A 15545-nucleotide genomic window follows, 5' to 3' on the forward strand; every position below is an offset into this window, starting at 1 on the left:
TGTCGGCGGGGGTGGGGGGTTCGCCGGGCAGGGGGGCGAGTTGGAGGGTGCCGGCAAGCTCGTGGTCTGCGCTGAGGCGGATGACGATGACGTTGTCGGCGCGGGAGGCGAAGACGTCGTGGCGGATTCCGTTGGGGAGTTCTTCGCGGACGACGCCGGTGGTGTAGTCGCAGGTGCGGTGGATGGGTCCCCAGGCGGGGGCGTCGGGGATGAAGGTGAGGGTGCCGGCTCCGGTGAGCGGGTCGATCCAGCGGGTGTGGGCGTAGCCGGGGTGTTCGGTTCGGGCGAGTTCGGTGACGTGTTCGGCTGCGGCGCGGGGGCGTCCAGCGCGGATGAGGGAGCGGAGTTCGTCGAGGGCGGGGGCGGTGTGGGGGGCGGGCAGGGGTTCTTCGCGGGGCCAGAACAGGCGTTCGTGGCTGAGGGTGAGGCGGATCTGGGTTTGCATGCTGTGGGCGAGGACGCCTTGGCGGCCGTTGCCGGTGATGAGGGCTTCTTCCCAGGAGGCGGCGGGGAGGCGGGTGGCGGTGCCCTGCGTCGGGGTGGAGTAGGTCATGGGGTTACTCCCTGGTGTGGGGTGGGCACAGTACCGTATTAGTTTGTTTACTAGCCAAAATAAGGAGGGGTGGTATGCCGAGTCCAGCGTCTCTGTGGTTCGGCGGCGACTACAACCCTGACCAGTGGCCGGAACCGGTCTGGGACGAGGACATGCGGCTCATGCGGCAGGCCGGAGTCACCCTGGCCACGGTCGGCGTGTTCTCCTGGAGCCTGCTGGAACCCGAAGAAGACCGCTACACCTTCGACTGGCTGGACCGGGTCCTGGACCTGCTGCACGCCAACGGGATCAGTGCCTGCCTCGCCACCCCGACCGCGTCCCCGCCTCCGTGGTTCACCCTCGCCCACCCCGACGCTCTGCCGGTGACTGCCGACGGGGTGCGGCTGACCCACGGCAGCCGCGACACCTACGACGTGTGCGCCCCCGCCTACCGGGAGGCGTCTTTACGCATCACCCGGGCGCTCGCGGAACGCTATGCCCACCACCCCGCGCTGGCGCTGTGGCATGTGCACAACGAGTACGGCACCCACACCTACGGGGAGCACGCTGCCCGCGCCTTCCGCACCTGGCTGCGCGGCCGCTACGGCAGCCTGGCCACGCTCAACGACGCGTGGACCACGGCGTTTTGGGGGCAGCGCTATTCGGACTGGGAGCAGATCCACCCGCCGCGCGCCACCCAGTACCTGCCCAACCCGGCACACCTGTTGGACTTCCGCCGTTTCCTCTCCGACGCCATGCGCGGCCACTACTGCGCCCAGCGCGACATCCTGCGGGCCGCCAACCCGGATGTCCCCGTCACCACCAACTTCGCGTTCGGCTCCTGGGTTCCGGTCGACCCGTGGCGGTGGGCTGCCGACCTGGATCTCGTAGCGGTTGACGTCTACCCGGACGCCACCGGGGAGGCTGCGGCCCACCAGCACGCGTTCGCCGCTGACCTGGCCCGCTCCTGGGGAGGGGGCCGGCCGTGGCTGCTCATGGAGCAGGCCACCGGCTATCTCGGGGCTCGGGTGCGGCCCAAAGCTCCCGGGGAGATCATCCGGCACAGTCTGAGCCACGTGGCCCGCGGCTCCCGGGGGGCGATGTTCTTCCAATGGCGGGCCTCCGTGGGCGGAGCCGAACAGTGGCATCCCGCGATGTTGCCGCACACCGGCGCGGACTCCCCCGTCTTTGCGGAAGTGTGTGAGCTGGGAGCACTGTTGGGCCGCCTTGCGGAAGTCCAGGACACCCGGGTTGTGGAGGACGCGGCCGTGGTGTGGGATCCCGAGTCCTGGTGGGCGCTGCAGTCGCCGTCACTCCCCTCCCCCGACCTGGACTATCTCGCCGCAGTCCGGCAAGTGCACCGGGTGCTGTGGCGGCAGGGACGCACGGTCGCGTTCGTCTCCCCCCACTCCCCTATGCCGGATCTTCCCCTGCTCGTCGTGCCGCTGCTGTACTTGACCTCCGCGGCGACTGCGCGTTTCCTCGCCGACTATGCGGAGCAAGGCGGCATTCTCGTGGTCACCTACGGCAGTGGGACCGCAGACGAGCATGCGCGGGTGTGGCCTGGAGGCTACCCGGGGGCGCTCCGCGACCTGCTGGGAGTGCGTGCTCTGCAGCACTATCCGCTCGATCCGTCGGTCGACGCGGTCACGGTGTGCGGGGAGGACGGTGAATACTGGGGGCGGGCGCGCCGGTGGAGTGAAGAGCTCGACGTGGCCGACGCTAAGGTGGTAGCACGCTATGCGGACGGCCCGTTCGCGGGGCGTGCCGCGGTCACGCGGGTGGGGCGCGGCGCGGGACAGGCGTGGTACGTCTCCTGCGATCTGGAGGACGCTGGGTTGGGGAAGGTCCTGTCCCGCGCCGGCCTGTCCGGGGGCACCGCTACTCCCCCCGCGGTGGAAGTGGTACACCGGGATTCCCGGGACGAGCAGTGGGTGTTCGTGCTCAACCACGGCAACGGCCCGGTGACAGGCGCCGACCTGGGGCTGGCTGTGGAGAGCCGCGAGGTGCTCTCCGGGGTTTCTGGAGCGGCGCTGGTCGTCCCCGCGGGAGGAGTGGCGGTGCTGCGGGGGCCGCGTCGGCCGTGACCCGGAGGGGAAGGCCGCGGCCGACGCGGCTTTCTCGTATGGCCTTGGGAGGATGAAGGCCATGCGAGGGGTGGAGGACTGCCCTCACACCAGTGCGGCGAGGGGTCGGCGCGGCCGGGAGGAGGAAACCGCGCCGACCCTCACCTTCGTGCCCCGGCCGGGAGGGAAGCCGGGGTTTCTTGGCGGGGAGCACAGTGAGGGCTGGTCCGGGTTGCCGTCCGTGGGCCGCGTCGGCCGCGGCGAGCCACGGCCGACGCTCTCCCGTTCCCGGGAGGGGGACCGGGGGTGTGGGAGGGACCACGGACGGTCCGGCCCGGCACGCCACGAGTGGCGTGCCGGCCCCCGGCCTCAGGAGGGGGACTGAGGCCGGTAGGTGCAGAAGTCGAAGTCGGCAGGGAGCCCTGCCCCGGTCATGTCGTGGGCCCACAGGCCGAGGAACGCCCCCGTGAAACCCCACATGATGGGGTCGTTGCCGAACCGTTCCTCGGCGTACTCGTCGGACAGGATGCTCATGTCCAGACGCACCCCCATGTCAGCCCACGTGCTGCCGTCGGAGGAGACGGCGAAGCGCAGGTCGTTCCGGTCGATTTCGGCGCGCAGGAAGACCTTCGGCCAGCCGGTGACGCTGATCCGCCGTCCCACTTCGCGGATGATGCCGCGGTCGCTGGTGAGCACGCCCGCGAACACGCCGCCCCGGTCGTCGCGGTTGATCCGCAGGTAGTGCCATTGGCGGGTGTTGTAGTAGGCGGTGATGCCTGCCATCTGCCGGAAGTCTTCCGGCTTGAACTCCAGGCAGGCTTCGAAGATGCAGGCGCGGTGCTGCAGTCGGCGTGCCACCAGGCTGGGCTCGTGCAGGCCAGCAGGCGACTGCCCGCCGCGGATCCGCAGGTAGCCGGGCCGTTCGGTGAGGGAGACCCAGGAGGAGTCGAAAGGCCGGCGCAGCGTGCTCCACTCGGGCCGCGGCGTGGGGTCGTCGAAGTGGTCGGTCTCCGACGGCTGCGGCCACGGGTGCGGGGCCAGGCCGCGCGGTCCCGGCACTTCCAGCAGCGGTTCCGCGTTGCGGACGCGGGGCCACCCGTCTGAAGACCATTCGATCTTCTGCAACGCGGTCTCCCGACCGAGGACGCACCGGCCGCTGGGCGGCATCGGGCGTCCGGTCAGGTGCGCGAAATACCATTCGCCGTGCTGGGTTTCGACCATGCTCGCGTGCCCGGCCTTCTGCAGCGGCGCTTCGGGAACGTGCCGCGAGGTGAGGGCTGGCCCGGCCGGGTCGACCTCGTAGGGTCCGGTGACCGAGCGGGAGCGGGCCACGGTGACCTGGTGCTCCCACTGGGTGCCGCCTTCGGCGGTGACCAGGTAGTACCAGCCGTCGCGCTTGTAGATGTGGGGCGCCTCGGTCACGCCGGCTTCGGTGCCGGTGAAGATGATCACCGGTTCACCGACGAGTTTCATGTCGCGCACCGAGAACTCTTGGGCGACGATGCCACCGAACGCGTCCCGTCCCGGCCGCCAGTCCATGGAGGTGCTGAGCAGCCAGCTCCGTCCGTCGTCGTCGTGGAACAGCGACGGGTCGAAGCCGAGGGAGTGGAGCGGCACCGGGTCGGACCAGGGGCCGGTGATGTCGGGAGCGGTGGTGACGTAGTTGGGCGCGTCCCAGAAGTTGCCGCTGTAGCTTGCGACGTTCGTGAAGACGAGGAAGAACAGTCCGTCCCGGTAGGACAGGGCGGGTGCCCACACCCCTGCGCCGTCCCGCCGTCCAGCCAGGTCCAGCAGTCGAGTCTCGGTGAGTGCACCGCCCAGGGGGCGCCAGTGCACCAAGTCCCGGGAATGGTGCAGGGTCACTCCGGGATACCACTCGAATGTGGAGGTCGCCATGTAGTAGTCGTCGCCCACTCGCAGGATGGAAGGGTCGGGGTAGAAGCCGGTGAGTACCGGGTTGCGAATCGTGCCCGCCCTCGGTTCCTCACGAGACGGGGAGGACGTGACTTGGGGAGACGTCATGACTGCCTTTCTGGCTCGGGCCGGAGTCTCCGGCAGACGCGAGGGTCAGTGGTGGCTTATTTGCCGATGCCGGCGGCCAGACCACTGAGCAGTTGTCTTCGACCGAACAGGTAGAGGGCCAGCACGGGGAGCGCCGACAGCACCACGGCCGCCATGAGGCCGGGGACGTCGGTGCCGTACTGGGTCTGGAACTCCCACAGGCCCAGGGGGAGTACTCGGGTGTCCATGCTCTGGGTCAGCACGAGGGGGAACAGGAAGTTGTTCCAGGCGTTGAGACCCACGAAGATCGTCACGGTGACCACCCCGGAGCGGGACAGGGGCAACACCAGGTTCCAGAAGATCTGGAAGTTGCTTGCACCGTCCAGGGACATGGCCTCGTACAGCGAACTGGGGACATCCCGCAGCGAGCTGGTGAGGACGACGATGGACACGGGCAGCGCGAACGCGGCGGTCGGCAGGATGACCGCGGTGAGCGAGTCGTAGAGGTGCAGCCGGGTGATGAGCAGGTAGATCGGGATGATCACTGCCTGGGCGGGGACGGCGAGTCCCAGCAGGAACAGGGTGAACCCGATGCGGACCACGCGGCTCTTGCTGCGCACGATGGCGAAAGCGGCAGGCAGGGCCACAGCGAGGACCAGGATGATCGCGCCGAACGCCACGATGAGGCTGTTGGTGAGGAATTTAAGGAACCCCACCTCGAAGGCGCGCCGGTAGGCGTCGAGCGTGATCTCTTCGGGGATCGACAGTGGTCCAGCGCTGAGGTAGTCGCCGGAGCCGCGCAGGCTCGTAGCGATGAGGAAGTACAGCGGGACCACGACGAGGACCAGCCAGATGGCCGCGCCGATGCCGGCACCGTAGGCGGGACGGCTCACTCTCCTGCTGCCGGCGCGCGCCGCAGAGCGCTTGGCGGAGCGGGCAGGCGTGACCGATTCTGCCTGCTCTCCCGCGGGGCGGGCGGTGATGGTCGACATCGTCAGACTCCTTCTCGCTCGCTGGTCATCTGCGAGTAGCCGCTGACCCGCACCACCAGCAGCGACAATCCGGTACCGACCGCGACCAGCAGGACCGCGATGGCGCTGGCGTAGCCCATTTCGAAGGCGGAGAAGCCCTTGAGGTACATGTGCAGCGGCAGGATGCGGGTGGCTGTGCCGGGACCGCCTCCAGTCAGCAGCAGCACGGTCTCGAAGTAGGTCATGGACCCGACGATCATGAGCACTGAGGAGGCGATGATGGTGTGCCGCAGTTGCGGCACGGTGATGCGCCAGAAGCGCTGCAGCGGGCTGGCTCCGTCGATTTCGGCTGCCTCATACAGCGACGCGGGGATCTGCTTGGCGGCCGCCTGGTAGAGCAGCATGTGGAAGGGGAGGAACTGCCAGAGGAGGACGAACACGATCGCCCACAGCGCCAGGTCGGGGTCGCCCAGCACGTTGGCGCTCAGTCCGGTCAGTTCCGACCATTGGGCGGGGAGCCCGAAGGTGGGGTCCAGCAGGGCCTGCCAGATCAGCGCGATCGCAGCGGTGGACAGCAGCAGCGGGAGGAAGAAGATGGTGCTGACCACGGCGCGGATGCGCTGAGGGCCGGCTGCCCACGCCCCGAACGCCAGGGCGAGCGGGGTCTGGGTGGCCCAGGTCAGGACGGTCAGGGTCAGCGTGATCATCAGGCCGGAGCCGACGAGTTTGTCGGACGGCAGCGTCCGCCAGTTGTGCAGTCCGGCCCACTCGGGGTTGCCGAGCCCGTCCCACGTGGTGAAGCTGAGCCCCGCCACGATGACGATCGGGGCAAGTCCGAAGATCCCGAAGAAGATAAGGGCGGGAGCGGCCCAGAGGGCTCCGGGCCGCTGCACTCGGGTGGTAGCCGAGGTCACTGGGTGGCCTCCATGGCCTCAGCGAACTCTTCAGGAGTCATGTCACCCAGGAAGACCAACTGCAGGTTGGTCAGCATCGTCTCGGCCGCCGCCGGCGGGATCGCCTGGTCCCAGGACTGGGTGAAGCTGGGCGCCTCGGCGACGAGCTGGTAGGTGAAGGTGGTGAACTCGGAGTGCTCGGTCTCGGCGAGCTTGTCTTCGATGCCGGCGACCGCGGGCACGTGGCCGATCTCGATGAGGTCCTCGACGTAGGCGTCGGAGGCCATGGTCTCGACGAGGAAGTCAATCGCCTCGTCCACGTTGTCGCTGTCCGAGTTCACGGAGAAGTAGTTGCTGGGGTTGCCGACGATCGCGGCGGGGTCACCCTTGCCGTCTTCCAGGGCGGGGAAGGCGATGAAGCCGAGGTTTCCGTCGGCCAGGAAGTCGGGGTTGTGCTCCTGCTGGTTGGAGATCTCCCAGGTACCCATCAGGTACATGGCACCCTTGCCGCTGGCGAGCACGGTGGAGGCGCTGCCGTTGTCGGAGGTGAGGGAGGAGAAGTTGTCACCGAAGGCGCCGCGCTCCACCAGGTCCTGGCACATTTCGAGGGCCTTGATGATGGCCGGGTCCTTCCAGGCGCCTTCCTTGCCTTCGGCGATGGCCTGGAACACTTCGGCACCGCCGATGCGGTCCGTGAGGTACTCCAGCCACATCAGCTCGGTCCACGCCTGGGCACCGGGCAGGACGATGGGGGTGATGCCTTCCTTCTTGAAGGTGTCGACCAGGTCGAGCAGCTCGCTGTAGGTGGTGGGCGGTTCGACGCCGACTTCCTTGAAGACCTTCTTGTTGTAGAAGAGCACCACCGGCAGCACGCCCTGCATCGGAACGCCGTAGTAGCTGCCGTCGATCTTGGCCACGTCCAGGACGCTGGGCAGGAAGGCGTCGCGGAACTCGGGGTTGGCCTCCATCGCCTCGGTCAGGTCAACCACCTGGTTGGCCTTGACGTACTGGGCGAGGTTTCCACCACCCCAGTTGAAGAAGACGTCGGGAGACTCGGGCGAGCCGAGCGCCACCTGGATGCGCTGCTTGTAAGCGTCGTTGACGTAGGTGACGAGCTCGCCGTCGATTCCGGCGTTCTTGCTGTAGGTGTCGATGGCGCTCTGCACGACCTCGTTGACCGAGGCGTCCTCGACCATCCACACTTCGACTCCGGCCTTGTCGCTATCAGCGCCGGGTCCGGAGGTCCCGCACGCGGTCGTGAGGCCGAGCGCGAGCGCCGCCAGGGCGCTGCCGAGCATGTGGGTCCGGGTTATGCGTCTCATGAACGGGACACCGTCCTCGGGTTAGTTTCAGGGGGATTTCGACGACAGCAGCCGAACTCCGAAATTTTTCGAGAGTTTTCGGGATAAAGACGCTAGGTGTGTCGAAAATCTCCGTCAACCCCCCAGACGTCTCATTCAGGTAACAGCACTCACATCCCTGAGAGAGCCCCCAGCTCAGACGAGTACGATCTGCTACAGAGAAGGACAAAGCTCCACACTCCACCCCGAAAGATTTGTCGAAACCTTTCGGTCTAGGATGGTGGGGTAACCGCGTTCCACTGCCCTGAGGAGGCCCGTGTCCAGACGACGCCCCACCCTGGCCGAGGTGGCCCGTCAGGCCGGTGTCTCGGTTTCGACCGTCTCCAAGGTGGTCAACGGCCATCTCGATGTGGCGGCCGAAACCCGACGCCACATTGAGCAACTTCTGGAGCAGCACCAGTACCGGCAGCGCCGCTCACCTGGCCGCCAAGCCGTGGGTCTTATCGACCTGGTCTTCCACGACCTGGATAACTCCTGGGCGATGCAGATCCTGGCCGGGGTGGAGCAGGCTGCCCACGAGCACGGTGTTGGCGTAGTGGTTTCCGCGGTGCGCAACGACAACGACCGTCCGGGGCGCCGTTGGCTGGACAATGTGCGCGCCCGGGGAACCGACGGCGTCGTGCTGGTGCTGTCGGAACTGTCGCCTGAGCAGCGGTCCCAGTTGAAAGCGCTGGGAGTTCCCGTGGCCGTGGTCGACCCGGTCGGTGACCTTTCCCACGAGGTCCCCGCGGTGGGCACTACGAACTGGGCTGGCGGCCTGGCCGCCACCCAGCATCTCATCGAACTGGGCCACACGCGTATCGCCACCATCAGCGGGCCCACACACATGTTGTGCAGCCGGGCCCGGGTGGACGGATACCGCAGTGCGCTTGACGCGGCAGGGTTGACCGTACCCGACGAGTACATCGGCTACGGCGACTTCACGATCCCCGGCGGGCACGCGGAGACCCACCGGTTGATGGAGCTCCCTGAACCGCCCACGGCGATCTTCGCCGGGTCCGACATGATGGCCCGGGGTGCCTACGAGGCCCTGTTCGAACGCGGCCTGCGGGTCCCGCAGGATGTGAGTGTGGTCGGTTTCGACGACCTTCCCGAAGCTGCCTGGGCGGCGCCGCCGCTGACCACGGTGCGTCAGCCGCTCAGTGAGATGGGACAGATGGCGGCCCGCACCCTGCTGCGCATGGTCGCCGGGGAAAAGCCTCACCCTCGCCGCGTGGAACTCGCTACCGAACTGGTGAAACGCGCGAGCACCGGTCCCCCGCCCAGTTAATAAAACATGCCGCCGGGAAAGCGCTCACATGCGGACGTCCACGGGGGTACGCCCGCAACCGCCTTGCCCGCCGGTGCAGCGCCGCGGCGCGGTGCCCTTTGGCTTGAGCGAACCCGCTGCTGACCGGGCCTGCGGTGCGGGCGGCTGGGTGGCTCGCTCCACAGCTTTCCCCCACTGCGATGCGGGTCGGACGAACGTGTCTACCCCGTGCGGGTGAGGGGGCGACAGCTCGAGCTGTCGCCCCCTCTGCCTGTCCAGTGGGTTTTCTGGCAGGCGCTGTGGCGGTCAGTCGCGCCGAGTGTAAGCCACGCCGGGTTCGAGAGTCCGACCACCGAAGAGCTCGGTGACCGTCACAAAGTGGTACCCCTTGGCGTGCAGCTGGCTGAGCACTTCGGGGATGGCGTCCACCGTGGGCCGGTGGATGTCGTGGAAGAGCACGATGCTGCCGGGCCGGGTGCCGGACACGGCCGCTTCGATGGTCTTCTCGGTGTCCCGGTGCTGCCAGTCCAGGGTGTCGACGTCCCACAGGATCAGCGGGTAGTCGATGCTGGCCTGGGTGGTTTCGTTGTACGAACCGTAGGGCGGGCGGACCGTGGTCCGCGTCACCCCGGTCGCCTCCTCGATCGCCTTCCACGTCTTCTCAATGTCGTCCTGCACGGCGTTCCCGCTCTTGGTGGCGAGGTTGTCGTGCTTCCAGGAGTGGTTGGCGATCTCGTGCCCGGCTTCCATCGCGGCCCGTACCGTGTCCGGGTCGCCTTCGGTGAGCTGGCCCAGCACGTAGAAGGTGGCCTTCGCCGAGTAGGCCTCCAAGTGCTTCAGCAGGAGCGGGGTGTCCGCTCCTGGCCCGTCGTCGAACGTCAAAGCCACGCACGGCACCCGGTCGCAGTCGATGGTGTAGGTGGGGACGGTGTTCGAGGGCAGCTCCAGGCTCTCCTCCCCGTCCCGGACGGCTTGCCGGGCGCTGCGCCCGAACCGGGACAGCAGCGGTTCACTGTCGGCCACGGTCACCTGGACCTCGTTGTCGGCGACTTCGCCAGGGCTGAAGCTCACCACGAGATCCCCCGCAGCGTCGAAGCCGAGGTCTGCGAGCGGCGAGTCTTCGTGCTTTTCCGCGCTCTTCCACACTGCTTCGGGGTCGACCAGCGCGGGCTCGGTGTCTTCCGCGTCCGGCAGTTCGTCTTGCGGGGTGGGCAGCCCGTCGGGCATGGCGTCAGCGGCCACATCGTGGTCCTTGTGCAGCGCTAGCGCGACCCGGGCGGCGAGCTGGTCGACCGCTTGGTCTCCGTTGAGGAGCGCAGTCCACGGCAGTGCCTCTCCGGAGGCCACGTCGTACCAGTGGGTGGAGGCGTCGACCCGGTCTTCGTACTGGGAGATCACCCGGGCACCCAGCACTCCGTTCGAGGCGACGAGGAACTCGGCGTGCTGGGTCAATTCCCCGCCGCCCCCTTGGGTGATGAATTCGGTCTCCCGCTCGGCCATCGTGGTGCGGATGTCGACGGTGAAGTCGGTGGCTCCTGGAACCACCGGATATTTGCTGGTGATCGTCGTACCGTCGACGGACACGGAGTGTTCGGCAACGGTCAATCCGTCGATCCACGTGGGTTCGATCGTGTGCAAGCCGTCAGCGAGTCTTTCGCGTCCTCCTTTGAGGGCGCCGAGTTCTTCCCACGACGTACAAGCAGTGAGCGGCGCTGTGACCGCCATGACCGCGCACCAGCTGACCAGTTGCCTTTTCCAGGTTTTCCACACCACTGCGACCCGACCTAACCGACGAAGAAGGGCATGCGGGAGTTGAGACGATCCGGGATCAGGGATCGGTTCGGCGCCGTTGACACCGTTGACTGTACGTTATGTCCCACCACCGAACCACAGGGGAAATAAACGCGCGGTCCAGTGACAGACTTGGGTTTTTCCATGGCTGGACACAACCATTCTGGCGGTAACTGTTGGTGGGGGGAGACAGATCGTGTCACCTGGGTGCGTCTTCCACCAATGGTCGGGACACACCTGCCTGCCTCTCTGCAACTATCGCTCTGTGTAGTTATATGAGCATTGACAGTGGTGGCGGCGAATACGCCTCGGTGGGTGATCGTTATGCGGGCTCTAGTGACCGGAGGAGCCGGATTTATCGGTTCCCACCTGGTTGACTTCCTGCTTACCCACGGCCACGACGTGGTAGTCCTCGACGATCTGTCGACTGGGTCACGCACCAACCTGGTCTCCGCACTGCGGGACCCCCGGATGCGGTTTATTCACGGGTCGGTGCTCGACGATCGGGCGCTGCGCACCGCGATGGCCGGCCGGGACACGGTCTTCCACCTGGCTGCGCTCGTAGGCGCCCGGGTGGTGGGGGTCGACCCGGTGCGTGCCATCCACGTCAACATCACGGGCACGGAGCGGGTCTTGGCTGCCGCTTTGGAACAGGGGTGCCGTTTCCTGTTCGCTTCGGGAGGCGAGGTGTACGGCCGCTGCGACGGGGAGGCGCTCCGGGAGAACGACGACCGTCTCTTGGGCTCGGCCCAGGAAGGGCGCTGGTGTACCGCGGCGAGTAAAGGGCTGGGCGAGTACTTGGTCACCCGCTATGCCCGGGAGTATGGGATGCCCGCGGTGATCGTCCGCCTGTTCGACGTGACGGGGCCGCGGCAGAGCGCTGATCAGGGACATGTGGTGCCCACTTTCGTGGAGCAGGCCTTGCACGGGCGTCCGCTCACCGTGCACGGGGACGGGTCGCAGACGCGCTGCTTCTGCTCGGTGCGCGAGGTGGTGGCGGCGCTCCTCGCCCTCATCGAACAGCCTTTGGCGTACGGGCGTGCCGTCAACATTGGTGCGACCCGGCCGGTGAGCATCCGGGATCTGGCGGTACGGGTCCGGGATCTCACCGGTTCGACCAGTCCGATTGTGAGCATTGACCATCGCGTGGCCCGCGGGCCGCACTACGATCTGACCCGCCACCGCACCCCGGATACGACGTTGGCTGCAGCGTTGATTGACTGGCGGGCCACTGTCGACGTGGACACGATCATCACGGAGATGATCGCCGACTATTCCACGCCCGCGTCCTTGTTTCCGCTGCTGGACGGCGACGTGACGGTCTAAGGTCCGCAGGTTTCCCGCGGGGGGCGGTTGCGGGTTCGGGCACGCTCCAGGGAACCGGGTGCGGTCCACGGCTTTCCGGTGTCGCTGGGCCCGAGTGCCAGGTTGCTGTGCCGGGCGCGGTTGTCGGTCTACTGCGGGGCCTGTGTTCGCGGGCAGCACTGTTTTCGGGAGTGCCCGCTCAGATTCGCGGGGCGCGGGTGAGTGTCGGCAGCCCCTCGGGGAAGAGCACAGCGGCCGGGTCGGGGAGTTCCACTCCCGCCAGTTCTGCGGCAGCGCGGCTCAGTTCCGGGTTGTTGAGGTGTCCTGCCACAGTCGTGATGATCTCCCGTAGCGCTGCCACCACGTCTGCTCCGCGGTATGCGGAAGCGTAGCGGGCGGCCACGGCCGGGGTCCGCGACTGGCATGCCGCGCAGTGCAGCAGCACCCGCTTGTTCTCGTCGCGCAGCTGCGCGACCATACGGGCTGCTTCGTCCAGCACGAAATGCAGGTTGGGGTTGGCTCCGGGTAGGTCGTGCAGCCACACTTCCACGATGTCGCGGCGTGGCAGATGCGGTGGGTGGTCGCGAGTGCCCATCCGGCACAGCGACACTACTGCGTCCGCGTCAGTGCTGTCACGGACGTATTCCATGGTGCACAGCACGACCCCCGGGTCGTGAGGGTGAGGGATCGCGAAGGGTTGGCGGTGTTCCCGGTCAAGACCGGGCACCACTTGGGTGTCGCGTTGCGGCCAGGCTGCGGGGTCCGGGCCGCGGGCGGCGACGAGCGCGGCGGTGACGAGGACGCGCTGCGGTGTGGCTGCGGCGAGTTCCCGCTGCACGGACAGCGGGATAGCGGAGACTCCCCAGCGGGCGCCGGCGAGTACGCCCGCGTACTGGGCGGCGGCGAGCCCGCCTTGGGTGTAGGCCCGCTGGACTGCGGCGGTGAGCTGAGTGCAGGGGAAGAGGCCGCGTGCGAGGTCCAAAGGCGGTGTCGGAGTTTCTGCTGCCGCCCGCCAGCCCACGGCTGCCGGGTGTGCGCTGTCCGGGAAGACAGGGTCGGGGAGGATGCCGTCGACTACTCCGCGTTGCACTGCTGCGGCCCAGTGGCGGGCAAGAGGAGTGCCGGGCAGTTCGCGAGGCCCGGCGGTGAGGTCCCGGATCGCTTCCCTGGCCTGGCCGCCGATTCCTGCCAGGTATTCCTCGGCTGGCTGGGGGTCTTCCCCCAGCAGCAGGCGGGCTGCTGCCCCGCCGACCATTGCTCCGGCGGCCCGGTCCCAGACCACGTGCCATTCGTCCCACACGGCCGTACGTGCTCACCCCCCGAGTATCCGTAGTGTGCCGCACCGTTTTTCTCTTCCGTGCTGGCCGGTGCTCTTTGCGGAAGCTCGGCGCGGGGAGAAGAGGTAGTTTTGGGGCCGTCCCACCGGTGCGAGGAGCGGGAGGAGTGGGTATGGGGCGGGTCACCACCCGGGTACGGGTGCGGCGGATCAGCGGTTCCGTGGCGCGTGACCGCATGGACACCCTCGTGGTGGAAGAACCATTGGAGATGCGGCTCGGCGGTCAAGTATTGACCGTCACCATGCGCACTCCCGGACACGATTTTGAGATGGTGACCGGGTTCCTCATCGGTGAGGGCGTGATCGCTGATGCTTCCGACATCCACTCCCTGCGCTATTGCGCGGGCGCGACCGAGGACGGCGTCAATACGTACAACGTTATCGACGTCGTCTTAGCTCCCGGTGTTCCGGAACCGAATGTCGCTGCGGCACGGAACTTCACCACTACCTCGTCGTGCGGGGTGTGCGGGAAGACCAGTCTGGAAGCGGTGCGGACGAAGAGCCGTTTCGTGGTAGCTGACGACGGGGTGTGTTTCTCCACGGCTGTCTTGTCTGCTCTGCCGGACCGGTTGCGGGAAGCACAGAAAGTGTTTGCGCGCACGGGCGGGCTGCACGCTGCTGCGCTCGTCACCCCCGGCGGGGAGCTGCTGTGTGTCCGGGAGGACATCGGTCGGCACAACGCGGTGGACAAGGTGATCGGGTATGCCGCTGGCCGGTACGGGCTGCCGTTGCGGGGCATGGGGCTGCTGGTGTCGAGCCGGGCTTCGTTCGAGTTGACGCAGAAAGCCTTGATGGCGGGGATTCCGGTGCTGGCCGCGGTCTCCGCGCCGTCGTCGCTGGCGGTGGAGCTGGCCGACCAGTCGGGGATGACCCTCATCGGGTTCCTGCGCGGTCCTTCGATGAACGTCTACGCCGGGGGGCACCGCGTGGTCGAGGATTGACTGCTCCCCCGCCTGAGGGCCGGGACGCCTCTGGTGCTCTCGGTGACCGGGCCCTCGGCGGGGTGTTTGGGGGATGGTCAGCGGGCGGAACCGGTCTGCGGGGCCGGGTCCTGGGCGGTGGGCAGCGTCTCCGGGCCTTGCGCGGCACTGGTGTCGGGGACCGCGGTCTGGGCGAGGAACGCACCGGTCACCACGGCGGCCGCCCCGACAAGCTGGGCGACGCTCAACGCTTCCCCGAGCAGCAGCCAGGCCAGGACGATAGAGGTTACGACCTCCAGGTAGGCCACTCCCCCGGCGACGACAGGGGACAGCCGCCGTACCGCGGCCACCCCGGTGAGGTAGGCGATGGTGGTGGCGACCAGGGCAAGCCACACCAGGAGGATGAGGGCGGGGATGTCCAGCCCGCCGAACCCGACATTCTGGGCCAGGATGCCCCACGGCAGGGTCCACGGGCGGGCGAGGAGGCTCAGGAGTGCGGTGGCGATGAGCGCGCCGTAGGAGATGACAGCGAGAGGGTCGACGTCGTCGCGGGCCGTGTCCGACAGCAGGAAGTAGGTGGCCTGGCAGACCGCTGCAGCCAGCGCGAGGATCAGGCCGACCGCGTCCAGGCGGATGCCTGCCCAGACTTCGACGAGGCAGCCCAGGCCGATGACTGCCAGGGCCACGCCGAGGGATGCGGCGCGGGACACGGGGATGCGCCGCACGAGGCGGGTCCACAGCAGGACGAGGACGGGGCCGAGGAATTCGATGAGGAGCGCCACCCCCACGGGGATCCGGGAAATGGCTGCGAAGTAGAAGGCTTGGACTCCCGCCATCGGGAAGACGCCGTAGGCGAGGAGAAGGGCGGGGCGGGTACGCAGGGTGCGGTGGTGGCGGAAAGCGACGGGAAGCAGGAGTAGAGCTGCTCCGGCTACCCGGAGCCACGTGACGTGCAGGGGGTCGAGTCCGGCGTCGATGAGCGGCCGGGCCACGGGGCCGGAGCCGCCGAAGGCAAGTGCAGAGGCGATCGCGAATGCCAACCCGGAGGACCGGTTTCTGGTGATGTCGGCCATGACTCCCCCTGACATCGAAATTGTCCGCTGATAGGACCTTGACGGCC

12 protein-coding genes are annotated in these 15545 nt (G+C 67.8%); 4 read left to right on the forward strand and 8 right to left on the reverse strand.

The window, feature by feature from the left end:
- A partial coding sequence (locus TF1_RS04385; protein ID WP_174522680.1) for a glycoside hydrolase N-terminal domain-containing protein occupies positions 1-553 on the reverse strand: 553 nt, incomplete at its 3' end.
- 74 nt (positions 554-627) lie between these two features.
- Here TF1_RS04385 and TF1_RS04390 point away from each other — a divergent pair.
- Positions 628-2619, forward strand: a complete 1992-nt coding sequence (locus tag TF1_RS04390) for a beta-galactosidase (RefSeq protein WP_061783667.1) — start codon at positions 628-630, stop codon at positions 2617-2619.
- A 348-nt stretch (positions 2620-2967) separates the two neighbouring features.
- Here the strand turns inward: TF1_RS04390 and TF1_RS04395 are convergent, their stop codons facing one another.
- From TF1_RS04395 to TF1_RS04410, 4 genes are read right to left on the reverse strand one after another with little or no spacing between them, the layout of a single operon-like run.
- Positions 2968-4620 carry a glycoside hydrolase family 43 protein gene (locus TF1_RS04395; RefSeq protein ID WP_016188730.1) on the reverse strand — a complete coding sequence of 551 codons (1653 nt, stop codon included), beginning with the start codon at positions 4618-4620 and terminating at the stop codon, positions 2968-2970.
- 56 nt (positions 4621-4676) lie between these two features.
- Positions 4677-5591 carry a carbohydrate ABC transporter permease gene (locus TF1_RS04400; RefSeq protein ID WP_011292043.1) on the reverse strand — a complete coding sequence of 305 codons (915 nt, stop codon included), beginning with the start codon at positions 5589-5591 and terminating at the stop codon, positions 4677-4679.
- 2 nt (positions 5592-5593) lie between these two features.
- Complete coding sequence (locus TF1_RS04405; protein ID WP_016188731.1) at positions 5594-6484, reverse strand: carbohydrate ABC transporter permease; 891 nt, start codon at positions 6482-6484, stop codon at positions 5594-5596.
- The gene (locus TF1_RS04410) at positions 6481-7785 is read right to left on the reverse strand and encodes an ABC transporter substrate-binding protein (protein ID WP_011292045.1); all 1305 of its coding nucleotides are present in this window, start codon (positions 7783-7785) and stop codon (positions 6481-6483) included. Before TF1_RS04410 ends, TF1_RS04405 begins: the two co-directional genes overlap by 4 nt.
- Before the next feature lie 295 nt (positions 7786-8080).
- On the opposite strand from TF1_RS04410, the gene TF1_RS04415 reads away from it, so the two are divergent.
- Entirely contained in the window at positions 8081-9094 is a 1014-nt protein-coding gene (locus TF1_RS04415; protein ID WP_011292046.1) for a LacI family DNA-binding transcriptional regulator, read from the forward strand.
- 285 nt (positions 9095-9379) lie between these two features.
- Here TF1_RS04415 and TF1_RS04420 read toward each other — a convergent pair whose 3' ends face one another.
- Positions 9380-10798, reverse strand: coding sequence for a polysaccharide deacetylase family protein (locus tag TF1_RS04420; protein ID WP_238569737.1), 1419 nt, complete (start codon positions 10796-10798; stop codon positions 9380-9382).
- A gap of 390 nt (positions 10799-11188) precedes the next feature.
- On the opposite strand from TF1_RS04420, the gene TF1_RS04425 reads away from it, so the two are divergent.
- Positions 11189-12190: an NAD-dependent epimerase/dehydratase family protein gene (locus tag TF1_RS04425; protein ID WP_011292048.1), complete on the forward strand. Its 1002-nt coding sequence runs from the start codon at positions 11189-11191 to the stop codon at positions 12188-12190.
- Between the two features lie 178 nt (positions 12191-12368).
- On the opposite strand, the gene TF1_RS04430 is transcribed toward TF1_RS04425, so the two are convergent.
- Positions 12369-13469 (reverse strand): protein-tyrosine phosphatase family protein, encoded by a 1101-nt coding sequence (locus TF1_RS04430; RefSeq protein ID WP_011292049.1) that lies wholly within the window; start codon positions 13467-13469, stop codon positions 12369-12371.
- A gap of 149 nt (positions 13470-13618) precedes the next feature.
- Here TF1_RS04430 and fdhD point away from each other — a divergent pair, with 149 nt between their 5' ends.
- Positions 13619-14446, forward strand: a complete 828-nt coding sequence (fdhD, locus tag TF1_RS04435; RefSeq protein WP_016188736.1) for a formate dehydrogenase accessory sulfurtransferase FdhD — start codon at positions 13619-13621, stop codon at positions 14444-14446.
- A gap of 77 nt (positions 14447-14523) precedes the next feature.
- Here the strand turns inward: fdhD and TF1_RS04440 are convergent, their stop codons facing one another.
- Positions 14524-15498, reverse strand: coding sequence for an EamA family transporter (locus TF1_RS04440; protein WP_011292051.1), 975 nt, complete (start codon positions 15496-15498; stop codon positions 14524-14526).
- Positions 15499-15545 lie beyond the last annotated feature (47 nt).

The organism is Thermobifida fusca NBRC 14071 = JCM 3263, assembly GCF_001592045.1.
Lineage (GTDB): Bacteria > Actinomycetota > Actinomycetes > Streptosporangiales > Streptosporangiaceae > Thermobifida > Thermobifida fusca.

Bases quoted from the DNA above. Each gene is read 5' to 3' on its own strand.
- TF1_RS04390 (WP_061783667.1), top strand. From the start codon at position 628: ATGCCGAGTCCAGCGTCTCTGTGGTTCGGCGGCGACTACAACCCTGAC.
- TF1_RS04395 (WP_016188730.1), bottom strand. From the start codon at position 4,620: ATGACGTCTCCCCAAGTCACGTCCTCCCCGTCTCGTGAGGAACCGAGG.
- TF1_RS04400 (WP_011292043.1), bottom strand. From the start codon at position 5,591: ATGTCGACCATCACCGCCCGCCCCGCGGGAGAGCAGGCAGAATCGGTC.
- TF1_RS04410 (WP_011292045.1), bottom strand. From the start codon at position 7,785: ATGAGACGCATAACCCGGACCCACATGCTCGGCAGCGCCCTGGCGGCG.
- TF1_RS04420 (WP_238569737.1), bottom strand. From the start codon at position 10,798: ATGGCGGTCACAGCGCCGCTCACTGCTTGTACGTCGTGGGAAGAACTC.
- TF1_RS04425 (WP_011292048.1), top strand. From the start codon at position 11,189: ATGCGGGCTCTAGTGACCGGAGGAGCCGGATTTATCGGTTCCCACCTG.
- fdhD (WP_016188736.1), top strand. From the start codon at position 13,619: ATGGGGCGGGTCACCACCCGGGTACGGGTGCGGCGGATCAGCGGTTCC.
- TF1_RS04440 (WP_011292051.1), bottom strand. From the start codon at position 15,498: ATGGCCGACATCACCAGAAACCGGTCCTCCGGGTTGGCATTCGCGATC.